The organism is Nocardioides marinisabuli (assembly GCF_013466785.1).
Classification (GTDB): Bacteria; Actinomycetota; Actinomycetes; order Propionibacteriales; family Nocardioidaceae; genus Nocardioides; species Nocardioides marinisabuli.
Genome location: NZ_CP059163.1, coordinates 2,932,016 through 2,948,233, shown reverse-complemented (window position 1 = coordinate 2,948,233; position 16,218 = coordinate 2,932,016). Strand labels below are relative to the sequence as shown.

Annotated in this window: 17 protein-coding genes; 7 read left to right on the top strand and 10 right to left on the bottom strand. The window is 73.9% G+C overall.

The genetic code is table 11. The features are described 5' to 3' along the window. Nucleotides 1-38 precede the first annotated feature (38 nt). Nucleotides 39-1,697 carry a DAK2 domain-containing protein gene (locus H0S66_RS14110; RefSeq protein ID WP_179615946.1) on the bottom strand — a complete coding sequence of 553 codons (1,659 nt, stop codon included), beginning with the start codon at nt 1,695-1,697 and terminating at the stop codon, nt 39-41. Nucleotides 1,698-1,942: 245 nt separating this feature from the next. Between H0S66_RS14110 and rpmB the strand changes: the two genes are divergently transcribed. After that, on the top strand, nt 1,943-2,128 hold the full coding sequence (gene rpmB / locus H0S66_RS14105) for a 50S ribosomal protein L28 (RefSeq protein ID WP_056862348.1): 186 nt from the start codon (nt 1,943-1,945) through the stop codon (nt 2,126-2,128). Nucleotides 2,129-2,208: 80 nt separating this feature from the next. Here the strand turns inward: rpmB and H0S66_RS14100 are convergent, their stop codons facing one another. Next, nucleotides 2,209-3,186: a thiamine-phosphate kinase gene (locus H0S66_RS14100; protein ID WP_179615945.1), complete on the bottom strand. Its 978-nt coding sequence runs from the start codon at nt 3,184-3,186 to the stop codon at nt 2,209-2,211. Nucleotides 3,187-3,332: 146 nt separating this feature from the next. Between H0S66_RS14100 and H0S66_RS14095 the strand changes: the two genes are divergently transcribed. From H0S66_RS14095 to H0S66_RS14085, 3 genes are all read left to right on the top strand, one after another. Further along, a complete protein-coding gene (locus H0S66_RS14095) occupies nt 3,333-3,569 on the top strand; it encodes an Lrp/AsnC ligand binding domain-containing protein (RefSeq protein WP_028636164.1) in 237 nt (78 codons plus the stop codon). Nucleotides 3,570-3,684: 115 nt separating this feature from the next. Beyond that, nucleotides 3,685-4,110 (top strand): DUF3515 family protein, encoded by a 426-nt coding sequence (locus tag H0S66_RS14090; RefSeq protein WP_180923946.1) that lies wholly within the window; start codon nt 3,685-3,687, stop codon nt 4,108-4,110. 37 nt (nt 4,111-4,147) lie between these two features. After that, the gene (locus tag H0S66_RS14085; protein ID WP_179615943.1) at nt 4,148-5,101 is read left to right on the top strand and encodes a D-alanine--D-alanine ligase family protein; all 954 of its coding nucleotides are present in this window, start codon (nt 4,148-4,150) and stop codon (nt 5,099-5,101) included. Nucleotides 5,102-5,279: 178 nt separating this feature from the next. On the opposite strand, the gene H0S66_RS14080 is transcribed toward H0S66_RS14085, so the two are convergent. Both H0S66_RS14080 and H0S66_RS14075 read right to left on the bottom strand, forming a co-directional pair. After that, on the bottom strand, nt 5,280-6,374 hold the full coding sequence (locus tag H0S66_RS14080) for a D-alanine--D-alanine ligase family protein (protein ID WP_179615942.1): 1,095 nt from the start codon (nt 6,372-6,374) through the stop codon (nt 5,280-5,282). Between the two features lie 11 nt (nt 6,375-6,385). Beyond that, on the bottom strand, nt 6,386-7,777 hold the full coding sequence (locus H0S66_RS14075; protein WP_179615941.1) for a UDP-N-acetylmuramoyl-tripeptide--D-alanyl-D-alanine ligase: 1,392 nt from the start codon (nt 7,775-7,777) through the stop codon (nt 6,386-6,388). Nucleotides 7,778-7,851: 74 nt separating this feature from the next. On the opposite strand from H0S66_RS14075, the gene H0S66_RS14070 reads away from it, so the two are divergent. Beyond that, complete coding sequence (locus tag H0S66_RS14070; protein ID WP_179615940.1) at nt 7,852-8,919, top strand: trans-sulfuration enzyme family protein; 1,068 nt, start codon at nt 7,852-7,854, stop codon at nt 8,917-8,919. A gap of 178 nt (nt 8,920-9,097) precedes the next feature. Here the strand turns inward: H0S66_RS14070 and H0S66_RS14065 are convergent, their stop codons facing one another. Both H0S66_RS14065 and H0S66_RS14060 read right to left on the bottom strand, forming a co-directional pair. Beyond that, the gene (locus tag H0S66_RS14065) at nt 9,098-10,114 is read right to left on the bottom strand and encodes an NAD(P)H-dependent glycerol-3-phosphate dehydrogenase (RefSeq protein WP_179615939.1); all 1,017 of its coding nucleotides are present in this window, start codon (nt 10,112-10,114) and stop codon (nt 9,098-9,100) included. Then, nucleotides 10,111-10,881 carry a lysophospholipid acyltransferase family protein gene (locus H0S66_RS14060; protein ID WP_219633575.1) on the bottom strand — a complete coding sequence of 257 codons (771 nt, stop codon included), beginning with the start codon at nt 10,879-10,881 and terminating at the stop codon, nt 10,111-10,113. Before H0S66_RS14060 ends, H0S66_RS14065 begins: the two co-directional genes overlap by 4 nt. Before the next feature lie 109 nt (nt 10,882-10,990). Here H0S66_RS14060 and cofC point away from each other — a divergent pair, with 109 nt between their 5' ends. Next, nucleotides 10,991-11,671 (top strand): 2-phospho-L-lactate guanylyltransferase, encoded by a 681-nt coding sequence (cofC, locus tag H0S66_RS14055; RefSeq protein ID WP_179615937.1) that lies wholly within the window; start codon nt 10,991-10,993, stop codon nt 11,669-11,671. Nucleotides 11,672-11,794: 123 nt separating this feature from the next. Here the strand turns inward: cofC and H0S66_RS14050 are convergent, their stop codons facing one another. The 3 genes from H0S66_RS14050 to leuC all read right to left on the bottom strand — a co-directional run bounded on the left by H0S66_RS14050 (nt 11,795) and on the right by leuC (nt 14,807). Next, the gene (locus H0S66_RS14050) at nt 11,795-12,664 is read right to left on the bottom strand and encodes an HU family DNA-binding protein (RefSeq protein WP_179615936.1); all 870 of its coding nucleotides are present in this window, start codon (nt 12,662-12,664) and stop codon (nt 11,795-11,797) included. 122 nt (nt 12,665-12,786) lie between these two features. Then, entirely contained in the window at nt 12,787-13,392 is a 606-nt protein-coding gene (gene leuD / locus H0S66_RS14045; protein WP_179615935.1) for a 3-isopropylmalate dehydratase small subunit, read from the bottom strand. A 14-nt stretch (nt 13,393-13,406) separates the two neighbouring features. Continuing rightward, nucleotides 13,407-14,807 (bottom strand): 3-isopropylmalate dehydratase large subunit, encoded by a 1,401-nt coding sequence (leuC, locus tag H0S66_RS14040; RefSeq protein ID WP_179615934.1) that lies wholly within the window; start codon nt 14,805-14,807, stop codon nt 13,407-13,409. Nucleotides 14,808-14,993: 186 nt separating this feature from the next. Between leuC and H0S66_RS14035 the strand changes: the two genes are divergently transcribed. Further along, nucleotides 14,994-15,719, top strand: a complete 726-nt coding sequence (locus H0S66_RS14035; RefSeq protein ID WP_179615933.1) for an IclR family transcriptional regulator — start codon at nt 14,994-14,996, stop codon at nt 15,717-15,719. A 19-nt stretch (nt 15,720-15,738) separates the two neighbouring features. Here H0S66_RS14035 and H0S66_RS14030 read toward each other — a convergent pair whose 3' ends face one another. Beyond that, nucleotides 15,739-16,218 carry a methylated-DNA--[protein]-cysteine S-methyltransferase gene (locus tag H0S66_RS14030; RefSeq protein WP_179615932.1) on the bottom strand — a complete coding sequence of 160 codons (480 nt, stop codon included), beginning with the start codon at nt 16,216-16,218 and terminating at the stop codon, nt 15,739-15,741.

Sequence of the window (16,218 nt, the reverse complement as noted above, 5' to 3'; positions counted from 1 at the left end):
TCACCGCCGCACCTCCTCCCCCGGGCTCAACGCTCGGTTCACTCCACGGCCAGCAGGAGCGGGTAGCGCTCCTGCCCACCGTCGTACACCACGGCATCGACAAAGGGGTGGCGCTCGGCCAGCCAACCGGTGCAGTGCTCGGCCAGGGCGCCGTCGGGGTCGTCTGCCCCCGAGACGATGGTGACGAGCTCGCCACCGCCGGCGACGAGGCGCTCGAGCACCTCGGTGGCGACGTCGGCGAGCGCCGACCCGACGACCGCGAAGTCGCCGGCCACCACGCCCAGGGCGTCGCCGGGCTCGCAGGGCCCGGCCATCGTCATCGCCTGGCGCGCCGCGACGGTGACCGCGCCGTGGCGGGCGTGGCGCGCGGTGGCGGTCATCTCGAGCACGTCGGCGTCGAAGCCGCGACCGGGTTCGTGGACGGCCAGCGCGGCCAGGCCCTGCACCTGCGCCTGGGTCGGGATGACCGCGACCCGCACCCCCGCGTCCTGGGTCGCCGTCGAGGCGGCGACCTGGGCGGCGCGCACCGAGTCGCCGTCGTTGGGCAGCACCACGACCTCCTGGGCGCCGCAGCCGGTGATGGCCTGGAGCAGGTCGCCGGTCGAGGGCCGGCGCCCGGGCCCGCCCTCGACGACCACGGCGCCGGCCTCGGCGAAGAGCGAGGAGAGCCCAGGGCCGGCCGAGACCACGACCACGCAGCGGCCCTCGCGCGGCCTGCCGGCCGCCTCGCGCTCCGCCCGGGCGGCCTGCTGGGTGACCTGGTCGTGGAAGTGGGTGACCCGGATGCGGTGCGGGCGCCCGGCCTCGATGCCGGCCTCGATCGCGGCACCGACGTCGTCGACGTGCACGTGCACGTTCCAGAGCCGCTCGTCGCCGACGACGACCAGCGAGTCGCCCAGGGCGGCGAGGCGCTCGCGCAGCGCCGGCACCTGCTCGGCGTCGGTGTCGAGCAGGTACATCACCTCGTACGCCGGCCCGCCCGGGGTCAGGTCGCCACCGGGCTGCTGCGCGGTCGTGGCCTGGGCGATGGGGATGGCGTGCTGGCCGATGCGCGGCAGCACCGGCTCGGGCCGGCGCCCGGTCAGCGCGGTCTCGGCGGCGTCGAGCACGACGCTCAGCCCCCGGCCGCCGGCGTCGACCACGCCGGCGTCGGCCAGCGCCTGCAGCTGGCTGGGGGTGCGCGCCAGGGCGGCACGGGCCGCCTCGGCGGCGCCGGTGAAGACGTCGCGGGTGCGGGCGGAGGGGTCCTCGCGCACCGCCTCGGCCGCCTCGGCCGCGGCCCGGGCCACCGACAGGATGGTGCCCTCCACGGGCGTGCCCACCGCGGCGTACGCCGCCTCGGCGGCCAGGCGCAGCGCCTCGGCGAGCACCTCGGCGTTGCGCTCCTCGGCGGTCGCGCGCGCCAGGCGGCGGGCGATGGCGCGCATCATCTCGCTGAGGATGACCCCCGAGTTGCCGCGGGCCCCCAGCAGCGCCCCCCGGCTGAACGCCGCCAGCGCGTCGCCCAGGTCGGCGCCGGCGTCGCCGCCGGTGGCCTCGCGCACGGCGTCCCTGGCCGCGGAGACCGTGAGGTACATGTTGGTGCCGGTGTCGCCGTCGGGGACCGGGTAGACGTTGAGCGCGTCGATCTCCTCGCGCGCCGCCCCCAGGGCGTCGACGGCGATGTCGACGAAGAGCAGCACGACCTCGAGGCTCACCCCGCGTCCGGTCGGTCCCACTGGCTCCACGGGGCGACACGTTAGTGTGCGGGTGGCGGCGATGCGTGGCGTGACGCGCCCCGCGGCCACCTCCGGCCCCCGATCGTCCCGCGATTGGCCGAGCACCGCACGCCTCGGATACTCTGGCGCGGTTGCCCGGAGCACCGGGCCCTCGACTCGTTCGGCTGTGCACGAACAGTTGTGCACATCTTTTCGTCCCAACCTCGATCCTTCAGGAGTTCACGGTGGCTGCCGTCTGCGACATCTGCGCCAAGAAGCCTGGCTTCGGCAACAACCGGCCGTGGTCGCGCAAGATCACGAAGCGCCGCTTCGACCCCAACATCCAGCGCGTGCGTGCCAAGGTCAACGGCACCCCCAAGCGCCTCAACGTCTGCACCGGCTGCCTGAAGGCGGGCAAGGTCTCCCGCTGACCTCCCGCTGACCACCTCGGTCCGCCGTCGGACGGCCGTCACCCCACCGGGGTGGCGGCCGTTCGTGCGTCCGGGGCCGATCAGAAGTGCGTCCACCCGGTCTCGCCGGTCCAGGGGGCGCCGTCGACCGTGACGCCCTCGCCCTCGCGCACCTCGCCGATCACGCTCCACCCCTCGGGCAGGGCGGTCCCGGCCGGGAAGGTCGCCAGCAGGGCGTGGTCGTCGCCGCCGGAGAGCATGAAGGCCACCGGGTCGACCCCGCCCAGCGCGGCGGCCACCGCGTGCAGCGGCTCGGGCACCTCCAGCGCGTCGGTGCGCACGTCGACGGCCACGCCGGAGGCGGTGGCCAGGTGGCCGGCCTCGGACAGCAGGCCGTCGGAGACGTCGATCATCGCGGTCGCGCCGGCGTCGGCGGCGGCCGGCCCGGCGTCGTACGGCGGCTGGGGGCGGCGGTAGGCCTCGACCAGCACCCGCGGGGAGCGGAAGCCGCGCCCCAGCACCGCCAGGCCGCCGGCGGCCCAGCCCTGGCGCCCGGCGAGGGCCAGCACGTCACCGGGGGCGGCACCCGAGCGCACGACCGGGGCCACGGTGCAGGCGCCCATCACGGTCACGGCCACGACCACCTGGTCGGCGCGCGTCAGGTCACCGCCCACGACGCTGGCCCCGACCAGCGCGCATTCGTCGGCGAAGCCCTGGGCGAAGTCGAGCGCCCACTGGGCCTCGAGGTCGGCGGGGGCGGCGAGGCCGATGGTCAGCGAGGTGGCCCGGCCGCCCATCGCGTTGATGTCGGAGATGTTCTGCGCCGCGGCCCGGTGGCCCACGTCGGAGGCGGAGGCCCAGTCGCGCCGGAAGTGCCGGCCCTCGACCATCAGGTCCGTCGAGACCACCACGTGGCCGGTGCGCACCCGCAGCACCGCCGCGTCGTCGCCGGGCCCGATGAGCACCTGCTCGCCCTGCTCGAAACGGCTGGTGATGGCCGAGATCAGGCCGAACTCGCCGACGTCGGCGAGGCTCGCCCCCGGCTCGAAGGACGGCTCGGGGGACGACGAATAGGTCATGGCCCCATCCCACCAGACCCGGCGGCGTCCACCCGCCCAGGGCCCCAGTGACCCTGCGTCCACCAGCAGGTAGGTTGTCGCCGACACATCCGGGTGACGTGTCCGCGGCAACGGAGCCGTGACGACAACCCTTGAGGAGCAACACGATGGTCGTGCAGGCCTACATCCTGATCCAGACCGACGTCGGCAAGGCTGCGGAGGTCGCGGCCGCGATCGCCCAGGTCAAGGGCGTGACCCTCGCCGAGGACGTCACCGGCCCCTACGACGTGATCGTGCGCGCCGAGGCCCGCAACGTCGACGAGCTCGGCAAGCTGGTCGTCTCGAAGGTGCAGAACCTCGACGGCATCACCCGCACCCTGACCTGCCCGGTCGTCCACATCTGAGCCGGACCGACCCGAGCTCCGTGGTCATCACCCGGCGCGCAGCGTCCCGACGCCCCGGCCCCTCGAGGGGTCGGGGCGTCGTCGCTGCGGGTGCGCTGGCGCTGCTGCTGGGTGCCTGCGGCGGCCCCGTCGAGGTCGCCGCACCGGCCCTCGACGCGGAGTCCGCCGCCGCCTGCGACGAGCTCCTGGGCGCCTGCCCGACGACCTGGCCGGGCTCGAGCCCCGCGAGGTCTCCCCCGCCGACGCCCCGGCCCGCGCCTGGGGCGAGGGCCTGGTGCTGACCTGCGGCGTCGAGGAGCCCCCTCTCTTCCGCGAGCTGATCGCCCCCTCCTGCGACGAGATCGTCGGCGTGGGCTGGTTCTTCCCGCCCGCCGACCTGGAGAGCGAGGACGGCCCGGTCACCGGCACCACGATCGGCTACCGGCCCCGCGTCGAGGTGCTGGTGCCCGACGAGTACCGCGGCGGTGTCTCCTTCACCGCCCTCTCCGAGCTCGCCGCACCCATCACCGAGCACCTCGAGCTCGTCCAGCGCTGCCGGTGAGTGACGGCAGGTCGGCGCGATGTGGGACGCTCGTGCCATGAGCGAGGAGCAGCTGCCCGGTCCCGTCGCCGTCATCGCCGGCGGCCTGAGCCACGAGCGCGACGTGTCGCTGGCCAGCGGCCGCAACCTGGTGCGCGAGCTGCGCGCGGTCGGCGTCGAGGCCGAGGCCTACGACTTCGACCGCAACCTGCTGCACACCCTCGAGCAGCACAAGGTCGTGGCCGCGGTCCCCGCGCTGCACGGCCACTTCGGCGAGGACGGCGAGATCCAGACGCTCCTCGAGCTCATCGACCTGCCCTACGTCGGCACCCGCAGCCGCGCCTGCCGGGTGGCCCACGACAAGGGCACCGCCCGCGAGCTCCTGCGCCGCGCCGGCATCGCGGTGCCCGAGAGCGTCGGGCTCTCCTCCCAGACCTTCCGCGACATCGGCGCCGCCGCGCTGATGGAGCACGTCATGCACCGGCTCGGGGAGCGCGTCGTGGCCAAGCCGACGCGCTGCGGCAGCGCCCTGGGGGTGACCGGCGTCGACGGCCTCGCCGCCCTGCCCTCCGCGCTCGTGACCGCCTACGCCTACGGCGACGACGCCCTCATCGAGCGCTTCTACGACGGCACCGACGTCAGCGTCGTGTGCATCGAGACCGACGAGGGCGTGCAGGCGCTGACCCCGGTGGCGGTGGAGTACGAGAAGGGCCACGAGTTCGACTTCGACGCCCGCTACACCGCCGAGTTCGTCTCCTTCTCCCGCCCCGACCTGCCCGACGAGCTGATCGCGGCCCTCGAGCGGACCGCCGGCGAGGCCCACCGGGTGCTCGGCCTGCGCCACCTCTCGCGCTCCGACTTCATCGTCTCGGGCGACGGCTCCTACGTGCTCCTGGAGACCGCGATCACCCCCGGCACCACCGAGACCTCGGTCATGCCCTTCGCCTGCACCCTCTCCGGCACCAGCCTCGGCCAGGTCGTCCTCGACCTGGTCCGCCGCACCCTGGCCTGACCGCCCCCGACCCGGCCCATATCTCGCGCTGACCCGGCGCACATCTCGCGTCGACCCGGCGCATATGTCTCGTCGACCCGGCGCACACCTGCCTGTGCCGGTTCCGGCCGGGTCAGCGCGAGATTCCCGCCGGGTCAGCGGGAAGTTCGGGCCGGGTCGGCGGGAGATTCGAGCCTGGTCAGCGCAGACCGGTGGGGCGCTCGAGGGCGAGCTGGATGAGCTCGTCGACCAGCTCGGTGTAGGACATGCCGCTGGCCTCCCACATCTTCGAGTACATCGAGATGGGGGTGAAGCCCGGCATCGTGTTGATCTCGTTGAGCAGCACCTCGCCGTCGGGCGTCACGAAGACGTCGACGCGCGAGAGGCCCTCGCCGCTGATCGCCTCGAACGCCTGCACCGCGACCTCGCGCACCCGCTGGGCGACGTCGGCGGGCAGGTCGGCCGGAGCCTCGGTGCGGGCCTGGGAGTCGGAGAGGTACTTGGCCTCGAAGTCGTAGAACGTCGCCGCGCCGTGGTCGACCACGATCTCGCCGGGCACCGAGGCCCGCGGCGCTGCGCCGCCACGACCGCCGAGCACCGCGCACTCGATCTCGCGTCCCTCGACGCCCTGCTCGACCAGCACCTTCGGGTCGTGGGCGCGGGCCTCCTCGATCGCGTCGGCCAGCCCCGTGAGGTCGTCGACGCGGGTGACGCCCAGCGACGAGCCGGCCCGGGCGGGCTTGACGAAGACCGGGAACTCCAGCGCCTCCTGCACCCGCGCCACCACGGCCTCGGGGCGCTGCTCCCACTCGCTCGGCCTCACCACGACGTACGGCGCCACCGGCAGTCCGTGGCCGGCGAAGACCAGCTTCATGTAGTGCTTGTCCATGCCGACCGCCGAGGCCAGGACGCCGGCGCCGACGTAGCGCACGCCGGCCAGCTCGAGCAGCCCCTGGATGGTGCCGTCCTCGCCGTACGGGCCGTGCAGCAGCGGGAAGACCACGTCGACCGGACCGGCCTCGCCGAGGCTGGCCAGGGCCGGGCCCGACCCGGTCGTGACCTCGGGGAGCCGCCCGGCGGCGAGCTCCCAGCGCGACGCGTCGCCCGCGGCCAGGACCCAGTCCCCGTCGCGCGTGATGCCGATGGGCAGCACCTCGTACTTGTCGCTGTCGATCGCCTTCATCACCCCGGCGGCCGTGGCCGCCGAGATGGCGTGCTCGCCCGAGCGTCCACCGAAGACGAGCGCCACTCGGGTCTTGCGTGCAGCGGTCTCGGGGCCAGGCGTCTCGGTCATGGTCCGCGACCCTACTGAAGGCTCGCGGCGACCTCGTCCAGGCGCGCCCCGCGGGAGGCCTTGAAGAGAACCGCGTCACCCTCGGCGAGGTGCTCGGCGAGCCAGGCGCCGGCGGCGGCGTTGTCGGCGAGCAGCACGCTCCGCTCCCCCGCGCCCTCGTGGATGCCGCGGGCGGCCTCGCCCACGACCACCACCACGTCGACGCCCCGGTCGACGGCGTAGGCACCGACGCCGCGGTGCTCCTCCGGGCTGGTCTCGCCCAGCTCGCGCATCTCGCCCAGCACCGCGACGGTGCGGCGTACGCCGGGGTCGGCGCCGATCGAGGCCAGCGCGTCGATCGCGGCGCGCATCGAGTCGGGGTTGGCGTTGTAGGAGTCGTTGAGCACCGTCACGCCGTTCGGGAGCTCGCTGAGCTCCATGCGCCACTGCGAGAGCGTCGAGACCCCGCTCAGCGCGGCGGCGACCTGCTCGACCTCCAGGCCGGCGGCGATCGCGGCCGCGGCCGCGGCGGCGGCGTTGAGCGCCTGGTGGGCGCCCACCAGCCGGAGCCTGACCGGCACCCGGGCCCCGTCGGCGACCAGCACGAACGACGGCCTGCCCAGGCGGTCGAGCTCGAGCTCCTCGACGCGTACGTCGGCGGGCTGCTGGGCCCCGAAGGAGACCACGCGCGCGCCGGTGCGTGACGCCATCGCCGCGACGCGCCCGTCGTCGGCGTTGAGGACGGCGGTCCCGTCGTCGTCGAGCGCCTCCACCAGCTCGCCCTTGGCCTGTGCGATCGCCTCGCGCGAGCCGAACTCACTGAGGTGGGCCTGGCCGACGTTGAGCACCAGCGACACGTCGGGGCGCACGAGCGCGGTCAGCTCGGCGATGTGGCCCAGGCCCCGGGCGCCGAGCTCGAGCACCAGGTAGCGGGTGCCGGTCTCGACGCGCAGGGCGGTCAGCGGCATGCCGAGCTCGTTGTTGAAGGAGCCGCGGGTGGCCACGGTCGGCGCGGCCTCGGACAGCACGGCGCCGAGCAGGTCCTTGGTCGAGGTCTTGCCCTGCGAGCCCGTGATCCCCACGACCGTCAGGCCGCCGTCGCGGCGCACCCGCTCCACGACGTGGGCCGCGAGCCGCTGCAGCGCCAGCCTCGGGTCGTCGACCACCACCGTCGGCAGCTCGGTGGGGCGGCTGCCCAGGACGGCCACGGCCCCCTGCCGGCCGGCCTGCGCGGCGTGCTCGTGGCCGTCGCTGTGCTCGCCGACGAAGGCGGCGAACAGGCTGCCGGGACCGGCCTCGCGCCCGTCGATCACGACCGGGCCGTCGACCACGACGTCCTCGGGGGCGGTCGCGGCCCCGCTGGACCCACCGGTGACCTCACCGCCCACCACGGCGGCGACCTGCGCCAGGCTGAGGGCGATCACGAGGCTCGTCCTGGGGTGGGCGCGGAGCACGACTGGTTGGCCGACGTCATGGGTCGTCACCCTAGTGTGTGCCCATGAGCGAGACCCCCCAGCCCGCCACCGTCGCTGTCCACGCCGGACGTCCCCCGCACGAGGCCGACCAGCCGCTCAACGAGCCGCTGACGATGGCCTCGACGTACGTCGCCCTCGGGGACCGCGAGTACGGCCGCTACGGCAACCCGACCTGGCAGGCCTTCGAGGACGCGCTCGGGCGTCTCGAGGGCGGCACCGCGCTCGCGTTCTCCTCCGGTCTGGCCGCGGTCGCGACCGTGCTCGACCTGGTCGGCCAGGACGCGCTGGTCGTGGCCCCCGACAGCGCCTACAGCGGCAGCCTCGCCCAGCTCGCCGACCTCGAGATGCGCGGACGCGTGCGCAGCCGCCTGGTCGACATCGCCGACACCGACGCCGTGGTCGCCGCCTGCGAGGACGCCGCGCTGGTGTGGGTGGAGACCCCGACCAACCCCAACCTCGACATCGCCGACCTGGCCCGCATCGTCGAGGCCGCCCACGCCGCCGGCGCCTACGTCGTCGTCGACAACACCTTCGCCACGCCCCTGGTGCAGACCCCGCTGGCCGACGGCGCCGACATCGTCGTGCACTCGGCCACCAAGTACCTCGGCGGGCACAGCGACCTGCTCCTCGGCGCCCTGGTGACCAGGGACGAGGAGCTCGCGGGGGTGCTCAAGGGACGCCGCGACCTCTACGGCGCCGTGCCGGGCACCATGGAGGCGTGGCTGGCGCTGCGCGGCCTGCGCACCCTGCACCTGCGCGTCGAGCGCGCCACCGCCAACGCCACCGAGCTCGCCCGGCGCCTGGCCGAGCACGCGGCCGTCGAGCGGGTGCGCTACCCCGGCTTCGGGGCGATCGTCTCCGTCGAGCTCGCCGGCGGCGCGATGGCCGCCGACCTGCTGACCCGCAAGACCCACCTGTGGGTGCACACCACCAGCCTCGGCGGCGTCGAGTCGACCCTCGAGCGCCGGCGCCGCTGGAAGCTGGAGCCCACCACCGTCTCCGAGGCGCTGGTGCGGCTCTCCGTCGGCATCGAGGACGTCGACGACCTGTGGGCCGACCTGTCCCGCGCGCTCGACGACCTCACCGTCTGAGCCCCGCCGAGCCGGCCCGTTCGAACCGGCCGGCTCGGCGAACCGGCGCCCGCCGTACGCCGCGGGGTCACCGGGTCTCGACACGCCTGTCGCGCCTTCGCAGGCTCAGGCGCGGGCTTGCTCGACCTTCGCGCCCTGCAGGGGTGACCTCGTTCCTCGGTCACCCCTGGGCGCTCGCTCAGTCGGTCTCGGCCTTGGTGTCGCGGGCCAGGACGGCGTCCATCATCTCCTGGGCGGTCATGTGGCCGGCGACGACCTCGTCGACGTACCGGGCCACGGGGGCGTCGCAGCCGCTCTGCTCGGCCAGGGCGCGCAGGGAGGAGCAGGACTTCGCGCCCTCGGCGACCTGGCGGGTGCTGGCGTAGATCTCCTCGGTGGTCATCCCCTGGCCCAGCTTCTCGCCGAACGACCGGTTGCGCGAGAGCGGCGAGGAGCAGGTGGCGACCAGGTCGCCGAGGCCGGCGAGACCCATCAGGGTCAGCGGGTTGGCGCCCAGCTTCATCGCCAGCCGCGCGGTCTCGGCGAGCCCGCGGGTGATGATCGAGGCGGTGGTGTTGTCGCCGAAGCCCAGGCCCACCGCCATGCCCACGGCGAGGCCCACGACGTTCTTGTAGGCACCGCCGAGCTCGCAGCCGAGCACGTCGACGGAGGTGTAGGGGCGGAAGGCCGGCGAGTGGCAGCGCTGCTGCAGCCGCTTGGCGACCTCCTCGTCCTCGCAGGCCACCACGGAGGCGGCCGGCTCGCGACGGGCGATCTCCTTGGCCAGGTTGGGGCCGCTGACGACCGCGATCCGCTCCGGCCCGGCACCGGTGACCTGGTGGATCACCTCGCTCATCCGGTTCAGGCTGCCGAGCTCGACCCCCTTCATCAGCGACACGAGGACGGCGTCGTCCTCGATGTGGGGCGCCCAGGCGGTGAGGTTCTCGCGCAGCGACTGCGACGGCGTCGCGAGCACGACCATGTCGGCGCCGTGCAGCGCCTTCTCGACGTCGGTGGTGGCGTCGACGCTGGGCGGCAGCTCGATGCCGGGCAGGTAGTCGGCGTTCTCACGCCGCTCGTTGATGCTCTCGGCGACCTCGGGCCGGCGCGCCCACAGGGTCACGTCGTTGCCGGCGTCGGCGAGCACGACCGAGAAGGCCGTGCCCCACGACCCGGCGCTGAAGACGGCGACCTTGCCCTTGGTCGAGACGCTCATGCGGTGTCCTTCCGGTCCTGGGACTCATCATCGGCTCGCGCGCCCTGCCGGCGCATGTCGAAACGTACGGCGGGTGCCCGCTCGCCCCGCACCTGCTCGACCAGGGCGGTGATGGCGGCCATGATCCGGTCGGTCGCACGCTGCGCCGCGGCCGCCTCGGCGCCCCCGCCGGAGCCGGCGGCCAGGTCGGAGAGGTCGACGGGCCCACCGACGTGCATCGAGATCTTCTTGGGCGGGAAGAGCCGGGGCTTCTTCGTGTACGGCGCCAGCAGGTCCTGGGCGCCCCACTGCCCGACCGGGATGACCGGGCAGCCGGTGGCCAGCGCGATCCGGGCGGCCCCGGTCTTGCCGCGCATCGGCCACAGGTCGGGGTCGCGGCTGATGGTGCCCTCGGGGTAGACGACCACGCACTCGCCCCGGCGCACGGCCTCGACCGCGGCGTCGTAGGCCCCGATGGCCGAGCTGGTCGCCCGGTGCACGGGAATCTGCCCGGCACCGCGCAGGAAGAACGCGAGGAACCTGTTCTTGAAGAGCCCCGACTTGGCCAGGTAGCGCGGCAGGCGACCGTGGTCGTAGAGCAGGTGCGCGGCCAGCAGCGGGTCGACGTGGGAGACGTGGTTGAGCACCAGCACGAAGCCGCCGGTGGCCGGGATGTTCTCCCCGCCGCGCCAGTCGCGCCGGGTCGTCGCGAGCAGCAGCGGCTTGACGATCGGCACGGCGAAGCTGAACGCCCAACCGCGTGGTTGCTGCAGCTTGCGAACGGTCACGCGTCTCCCTCGGCAACGGTGCCGGAGCAGGTCGGCTCCGACGTCGACCTGCAGGCTACTCGCAGCCGGCCCGGCAGGCGTGCAGCGACGCCTGCGAGGATGGCCGACCATGAGCACGACCTCCGAGCCCGCCGCCCACCCCTCGTCCGACCCCTCGGGCTGGGTCGTGCTGGTGCCGGTCAAGCCGCCCGCGCGGGGCAAGTCGCGCCTGGTCGGTCTCGACGACGGCGCTCGCCGCGAGCTCGCCTCGGCCTTCGCCCTCGACACCGTCGCGGCCTGCCTGGCGGCGCCGGGGGTGGCGCAGGTCCTGGTGGCCACCGACGACGCCGGCTTCGCGGCCTCGCTGCTCGCGCTCGGCGCCGCCTGCATCCCCGACGGCGACTCGGGGGACCTCAACGCCACGCTGCGCCAGACGGCCGCCGAGGCCGGACGCCGATGGCCGGCGCTGCGCCCGGTCGCCCTCTGCGCCGACCTGCCCACGCTGCGGCCCGAGGACCTCGCCACCGGCCTCGTCGCGGCCGGACGGGCGCTCGAGGGCGCTGCGGCGGTCTTCGTCCCCGACGCCGCCGGGGTCGGCACCACCCTCTACGCGGCGGCGTACGACGCCTTCGACCCCCGGTACGGCGGCGCCTCGCGGCAGGCGCACCTCGACGCCGGCTGCACCGAGGTCGAGCTAGCACCCGCGACGCTGCGGCGCGACGTCGACGACCTGGTCGACCTGCAGGCGGCCGTGGCGCTGGGACTGGGCCCCCGCACCGCCGAGGTCGTCGCAGGCCTGCGGCTGTTCTGAGCCTGCCCCGGACCTGCCTGCCCCGGACCTGCCCTGGCTCGGCGCCGAGGCAGCGCTGACCGGGGGCCGGGGGCACGCCGACGGCGGGCCACCCGAGGGCGACCCGCCGTGCGACGAGGTGGATCAGGAGGAGGACGTCGAGGAGCCACCGCTGCCCGAGCTGCTGCTCGACGTGCTGCCGCTCGAGGTGCCGCCCGCGCTCGACGTCTTCTTGGCCGGGCTCTTCTTGGCCGTCGTCGACTTCGAGGCCGTCGACTTCGAGGCCGTCGACTTCGAGGCGGTCGACTTCGCTGCGGCCGACTTCTTGGCAGGCGCCTTCGTGGAAGCGGTGCCGGTGGACTTCTTGGCCGGCCCCTTCGTGCCGGCGGACGACGAGGTCGCGCTCGTCTTCGCCGGGGTCTTCTTCGCCGTCGACTTCTTGGCGGGCGTCTTCTTCGCCGTCGTCTTCGCGGCGGTCGTCTTCGCGGCCGTCGTCTTCGCGGCCGTCGTCTTCGCGGCCGTCGTCTTCTTGGCGGCGGTCTTCTTGGCGGCGGTCTTCTTGGCGGGGGCCTTGGCAGCCGTCGTCTGCGTCGCCGGGGCAGTCTTCTTGGCGGGCGCCTTCGTCGCCGGCGCCGACTTCGCGATCGACGACTTCTTGCCCGTCGCCTTCTTGACCGTGTCGACGGCCATCGCCGCGGGCGCCGTCGCGGCGGCGACGGTCAGCTTGGGCAGCTTCTTGGCGCCGGAGACGACGTTCTTGAGGTCGGCGCCGGGGGTGAACTTCGGCACGGCGGTCTTCTTGGCCTTGATCCGCTCGCCGGTGCGCGGGTTGCGCACCCACCGGGCGTCGCGGATCCGCTTCTCGAACGACCCGAACCCGGTGATGGCGACCTTCTCGCCCTTCGAGACCTCGCGCGTGATCGTGTCGAGGACCGACTCGAGCGCGTGCGCGGCCGCCTTCCTGTTCCCCTCGTAGCGCGCTGCGAGCGCGTCGATGAGCTGAGACTTGTTCACTCCGCTTCCCCTTCAGCCGACCTCGGCAGCACGGCGCGCTGCCCGATGTTGCTAGCACGCTAGGGACTTGTGGCCCGGGCCACAACGACCCGGGCCGGGAAGGGACCCCGGGAGTGTCGAGGTCAGGAGTGGATGGTCAGCGGCTTCCAGCTCGGTCGCCCGGCCTCGAAGCGGCCGATCTCCTCGTCGTGACCCAGGGTGATGCCGATGTCGTCGAGGCCCTCTAGCAGGCGCCAGCGGGTGTAGTCGTCGATGTCGAAGGAGTCCTCGATCGCGTCGTCGCCCTCGCCGGCGCGCACGGTGCGCGACTCGAGGTCGACGGTGATCGCGGCGCCCGGGTCGGCCTCGAGCAGGTCCCACAGCCGCTGCACGACCTCCTCGTCGACCTGGGCGGCGAGCAGGCCCGCCTTGCCGGAGTTGCCGCGGAAGATGTCGGCGAAGCGCGAGGAGATGACGACCTTGAAGCCGTAGTTCTGCAGCGCCCAGACCGCGTGTTCGCGCGAGGAGCCGGTGCCGAAGTCGGGGCCGGCGACCAGCACCGAGCCCTGCGAGTAGACCGGGTGGTTGAGCACGAACTCGGGGTCGTTGCGCCAGGCCGCGAACAGCCCGTCCTCGAAGCCGGTGCGCGTGACCCGCTTGAGGTAGACGGCCGGGATGATCTGGTCGGTGTCGACGTTGCTGCGGCGCAGCGGGACACCGATGCCGGTGTGGGTGGTGACCTTCTCCATGGTCTTTCTCCGTCTCAGGCGAGGTCGGCGGGCGAGGACAGGGTGCCGCGCACCGCGGTGGCGGCGGCGACGGGGATCGAGACCAGGTGGGTGCGTCCACCCTTGCCCTGACGGCCCTCGAAGTTGCGGTTGGAGGTCGAGGCGCTGCGCTCGCCGGGGGCGAGGGTGTCGGGGTTCATGCCCAGGCACATCGAGCAGCCGGCCCCTCGCCACTCGGCGCCGGCCTCCTTGAAGACGACGTCGAGGCCCTCCTCCTCGGCCTGCAGGCGCACCCGCACCGAGCCGGGCACGACCAGCAGCCGGGTGTCGGGGGCGACGGTGCGGCCCTTGATGATCTCGGCGGCCAGGCGCAGGTCCTCGATGCGGCCGTTGGTGCACGAGCCGACGAAGACGGTGTCGACCGAGACCTCGCGCATCGGCGTGCCGGCCACCAGGTCCATGTAGGCCAGCGCCTTCTCGGCCGCGACGCGGTCGGAGGGCTCCTCGAAGTCGTCGGGGTGCGGCACCGAGGCGCCCAGGGGCACGCCCTGGCCGGGGTTGGTGCCCCAGGTGACGAACGGCGTCATCGTCGAGGCGTCGAGGACGATCTCGGCGTCGTACGTCGCGTCGTCGTCGGTGCGCAGGCTCGTCCAGTGCTCGACGGCGGCGTCCCAGTCGGCGCCGGTGGGGGCCTCGGGGCGTCCCTCGATGTAGTCGAAGGTGGTCTGGTCGGGGGCGATCATCCCGGCCTTGGCGCCCCACTCGATGCTCATGTTGCACACCGTCATCCGCGACTCCATCGAGAGCTCCTCGATGGCCTGGCCGCGGTACTCGACGATGTAGCCCTGGCCGCCGCCGGTGCCGGTGTGCGCGATCAGGTTGAGCACCATGTCCTTGGCGGTCACGCCGTCGGGCAGGCTGCCGTTGATGGTCACGGCCATCGTCTTGGGGCGTGCCTGCATCAGCGTCTGCGTGGCCAGCACGTGCTCGACCTCGGAGGTGCCGATGCCGAAGGCGATCGCGCCGAAGGCACCGTGGGTGCTGGTGTGGCTGTCGCCGCACACGATCGTCATGCCCGGCTGGGTCAGGCCCAGCTGGGGGCCGACCACGTGCACGATGCCCTGGTCGAGGTCGCCGAGGGGGTGCAGGCGCACCCCGAACTCCTCGGCGTTGCGGCGCAGCGTCTCGACCTGGGTGCGCGAGACCGGGTCGGCGATCGGCTTGTCCCAGTCCAGCGTGGGGACGTTGTGGTCCTCGGTCGCCAGGGTCAGGTCGGGGCGGCGCACCGGGCGTCCGGCCAGCCGCAGCCCGTCGAAGGCCTGCGGCGAGGTCACCTCGTGGATGAGGTGGAGGTCGATGTAGAGCAGGTCCGGCTCTCCCGCGGTCGAGCGGACGACGTGCTCGTCCCAGACCTTCTCCGACAGGGTCCTGCCCATGACGCGCTCCTTGATGACTGGTGGGTGACGGTGGAACAGCACCCGAGCCTACGTCCTCGATCCCAGGAAGTGAGACGCGGGTCCCGTCATTCGAGACGGCGATGCTGAGCCCGCTCCTTACCGAGCGGGGGTGAGACCCCGGTCACAGGACTTGCATCCCATGATCTGAGACGCAAGTATTGGCATATGGACAGCAGTGGAGTGGGAGTGCTCGACAAGGCCGCGATCGTGCTGACCGCGCTCGAGGCCGGCCCGGCGACCCTGGCCGGGCTCGTGACCGCGACCGGCCTGGCCCGCCCGACGGCCCACCGGCTCGCGGTGGCGCTCGAGCACCACCGGCTGGTGGCGCGCGACATGCAGGGCCGCTTCGTGCTCGGCCCGCGCCTCTCCGAGCTCTCCGCCGCCGCCGGCGAGGACCGCCTGCTGGCCACCGCCGGCCCGGTGCTGGCCCGGCTGCGCGACATCACCGGCGAGTCCGCCCAGCTGTGGCGTCGCCAGGGCGACCACCGCGTCTGCGTCGCGGCCGCCGAGCGTCCCTCGGGCCTGCGCGACACCATCCCGATCGGCTCCCAGCTGACCATGCGCGCCGGGTCGGCCGCCCAGGTGCTGCTGGCCTGGGACGACCCCGAGCGGATGCAGCGGGGCCTGCAGAACGCCGCCTTCTCGGCGGCCGCCCTCTCCGGCATCCGCCGCCGCGGCTGGGCCCAGTCGGTCGGCGAGCGCGAGCAGGGCGTCGCCTCCGTCTCCGCGCCGGTGCGCTCCCCCAGCGGCAAGATCATCGCCGCCGTCTCGGTCTCCGGCCCGCTCGAGCGGCTCTCGCGCCAGCCCGGCCGCATGCACGCCCCCGCCGTGCTCGCCGCCGCCGAGCGGCTCTCGGAGTCGCTGCGCCGCGCCGCGGCCGAGAGCGCCTGACGCACGCACCTCCCCGGGGCTAGAACAACCCGTCCTGCTCGAGGCCGAGCAGCACCTGCTTGCGCTCCAGTCCACCGGCGTAGCCGGTGAGGGTGCCGTTGGCGCCGATGACGCGGTGGCACGGGATCACGACCGGGATCGGGTTGCGGCCGTTGGCCAGCCCGACCGCGCGCGAGGCGGCGTTGGTCATGCCCAGCGCGCGCGCCACCTCGCCGTACGACGCGGTCTCGCCGTAGCCGATCGTGCGCAGCTGGGCCCACACCCGCTGCTGGAAGTCGCTGCCGCGCGGCGCGAGGGGCAGGTCGAAGTCGCGCAGCCCGCCGTCGAAGTACGCCGCCAGCTGGCGCACCGTCTCGACCAGCACCGGCTGCGTGTCGTCGCGCTCGCCCGGGTCGGGGGCCCCCGGCTCGGGGTAGGGCGCGAACTCCACGGCCGCCAGCGCACCGTCGCGCTCGACGAGGCGCAGTGGCCCGATCGGGCTGTCGGTCTCGGTCCACAT

Bases quoted from the DNA above. Each gene is read 5' to 3' on its own strand.
- H0S66_RS14065 (WP_179615939.1), bottom strand. From the start codon at position 10,114: ATGAGCGTCTCGACCAAGGGCAAGGTCGCCGTCTTCAGCGCCGGGTCG.
- H0S66_RS14035 (WP_179615933.1), top strand. From the start codon at position 14,994: ATGGACAGCAGTGGAGTGGGAGTGCTCGACAAGGCCGCGATCGTGCTG.
- H0S66_RS14095 (WP_028636164.1), top strand. From the start codon at position 3,333: ATGGTCGTGCAGGCCTACATCCTGATCCAGACCGACGTCGGCAAGGCT.
- H0S66_RS14070 (WP_179615940.1), top strand. From the start codon at position 7,852: ATGAGCGAGACCCCCCAGCCCGCCACCGTCGCTGTCCACGCCGGACGT.
- cofC (WP_179615937.1), top strand. From the start codon at position 10,991: ATGAGCACGACCTCCGAGCCCGCCGCCCACCCCTCGTCCGACCCCTCG.
- leuD (WP_179615935.1), bottom strand. From the start codon at position 13,392: ATGGAGAAGGTCACCACCCACACCGGCATCGGTGTCCCGCTGCGCCGC.
- leuC (WP_179615934.1), bottom strand. From the start codon at position 14,807: ATGGGCAGGACCCTGTCGGAGAAGGTCTGGGACGAGCACGTCGTCCGC.
- H0S66_RS14080 (WP_179615942.1), bottom strand. From the start codon at position 6,374: ATGACCGAGACGCCTGGCCCCGAGACCGCTGCACGCAAGACCCGAGTG.
- H0S66_RS14030 (WP_179615932.1), bottom strand. From the start codon at position 16,218: ATGTGGACCGAGACCGACAGCCCGATCGGGCCACTGCGCCTCGTCGAG.
- H0S66_RS14085 (WP_179615943.1), top strand. From the start codon at position 4,148: ATGAGCGAGGAGCAGCTGCCCGGTCCCGTCGCCGTCATCGCCGGCGGC.
- H0S66_RS14100 (WP_179615945.1), bottom strand. From the start codon at position 3,186: ATGACCTATTCGTCGTCCCCCGAGCCGTCCTTCGAGCCGGGGGCGAGC.